The organism is Polynucleobacter sp. 35-46-11 (assembly GCF_002281105.1).
Window position 1 is genome coordinate 1 of sequence record NZ_NCFJ01000474.1, and the last position, 2,362, is coordinate 2,362.

Here is a 2,362-nt window from a genome sequence, read left to right on the forward strand (position 1 = left end):
GATCGTATTGATCACCTCTATCAAGACCCCCATATTGATCATCGTGATTTGATTCTGCATTACGGTGACTTAACTGACACCAGTAACTTAGTACGTATTATTCAAGAGTGTCAGCCTGATGAGATTTATAACTTGGGCGCGCAGTCTCATGTCGCAGTTTCTTTTGAATCTCCTGAATACACGGCAGATGTGGATGCTATGGGCCCACTACGTATGCTCGAGGCAATTCGTATCCTTGGTTTAGAAAAGAAAACCCGTTTTTATCAAGCATCTACTTCTGAGCTCTATGGCTTGGTACAAGAAATCCCTCAAAAGGAAACTACTCCTTTCTACCCTCGAAGCCCTTATGCAGTAGCCAAGATGTATGCCTACTGGATTACTGTGAACTATCGCGAGGCTTATGGCATTTATGCCTGTAATGGCATTTTGTTTAATCATGAGTCTAAGCGCCGCGGTGAAACCTTTGTTACTCGCAAGGTGACTTATACATGGGCAATATCGATGCCTTGCGTGACTGGGGCCATGCCAAAGACTATGTCCGGATGCAGTGGTTAATGTTGCAACAAGAAGTTCCTGAAGATTATGTGATTGCTACTGGTGTGCAATTTACGGTTCGTGAATTTATCACCCGTAGCGCTAGGCAATTGGGTATCACTCTCAAATTTGAAGGTGCTGCTGAGAATGAGAAGGCCACAGTCACTGCTATTGAAGGCGACAAAGCTCCAGCCTTAAAAGTCGGTGATGTGATTGTGCAGATTGATCCGCGTTACTACCGTCCTACTGAAGTAGAAACTCTCTTGGGCGATCCAACGAAAGCGAAAGAGAAGCTGGGTTGGGTTCCAGAAATCACGCTGGACCAGATGATTGTAGAGATGGTTGCTAATGATTTGGATAAAGCCAAACAGCATGCCTTATTGCTCAAGCACGGCCATCAGGTTTCAGTTGGTACGGAAAAGTAATGACTCTAGATCTTCATCAAAAGATTTATGTCGCAGGCCATCGCGGTATGGTGGGTTCGGCCATCGTGCGTAATTTAGAGGCGCAAGGCTATCGCAATATTGTTACGAGAACCCACGCTGAGCTCGATCTGTGCAATCAGGCAGCAGTTCAAGCATTCTTTGCGCAAGAAAAACCATCCCAAGTGTATTTAGCGGCAGCCAAGGTAGGCGGTATTCATGCAAACAATACTTACCCTGCAGAGTTCATCTATCAAAATCTGATGATGGAAGCTAATGTGATTCACCAGGCTTTTGAAAGTGGCGTAAAGAAGTTACTGTTCCTAGGTTCTAGCTGCATCTACCCAAAGCTTGCTCCTCAGCCGATGGTGGAGAATGCATTACTTACTGGAGTATTAGAGTCAACCAATGAGCCGTATGCTATTGCAAAGATTGCGGGCATTAAGTTATGTGAGAGTTATAACCGCCAATATGGCGCATCTCATGGCATTGATTACCGCTCGGTGATGCCAACCAACTTATATGGCCCAGGCGATAACTATCATCCAGAAAATAGCCATGTCATTCCGGCACTCATTAGAAGATTTCACGAGGCTAAATTAAGCAATGCTCCTGAGGTTTTCATTTGGGGAACTGGCACACCGAAGCGCGAGTTCTTGTACGTTGATGATATGGCTGCGGCCTCTGTCTTTGTGATGGATTTAGAAAAGGCCATTTATAATCAGCATACCCAGCCGATGCAAAGCCATATTAATGTGGGATTTGGCTCTGACGTCACGATTGCGCAATTAGCAGCAGCCGTGAGTGAGGCAGTGGGTTATCAAGGAAAAATTAGTTTTGATTCTACGAAGCCAGATGGTGCCCCAAGAAAGTGGATGGATTCTAGCCGTCTAAACCAATTGGGTTGGCAGGCTAACGTAGCATTGCAGGATGGTCTCAACTCTGCTTATGCTGATTTTGTGCAAACAGCTAAATAAGAAATATTGGAATTTCATTGAGAAACTTACAAACTTTAGTTATTTCGATGCTGCGATCCCCGGATCGCCGCCAACGCGCCGCTGAGGAGTTGGCAAAAACAAATATCGAGTGGGAGTTTTTGGATGCAGTTGACGGCAAATTATTGACTCCCCCCATCCCCGAGTATTTACCAGAAAAGGTAAAGAACTTATTGGGCTTTGAATTAATGCCCGGAGAAATTGGCGCCTTCTTATCGCACAAGAAAGCTTGGCAAGCCTGTGTGGATCAAAATAAACCCACCTTAATTTTTGAGGATGACTTTATTTTATTTCCTCAATTTGAAAAAACCATCGACTATTTATTAAATGAGTATCCAGATTGGAACTTGGTGCGTCTTCAGGCCTTAGAGGGCTCTACTTACAAAGTCATTCATGAAGCAGACGAGTTTG

General features: G+C 44.5%; 2 protein-coding genes and 1 pseudogene. All 3 read left to right on the top strand.

The genetic code is table 11. The annotated features are described in order from the left end of the window. Nucleotides 1-959, top strand: a pseudogene (gmd, locus tag B7Y67_RS16515) (GDP-mannose 4,6-dehydratase); the annotation flags it as partial. Continuing rightward, complete coding sequence (locus tag B7Y67_RS16520) at nucleotides 959-1,933, top strand: GDP-L-fucose synthase (RefSeq protein ID WP_293599564.1); 975 nt, start codon at nucleotides 959-961, stop codon at nucleotides 1,931-1,933. The pseudogene gmd and the gene B7Y67_RS16520, both read left to right, overlap by 1 nt. A gap of 17 nt (nucleotides 1,934-1,950) precedes the next feature. Then, the coding region (locus tag B7Y67_RS16525; protein WP_293599565.1) for a glycosyltransferase family 25 protein at nucleotides 1,951-2,362 on the top strand (412 nt) is incomplete at its 3' end.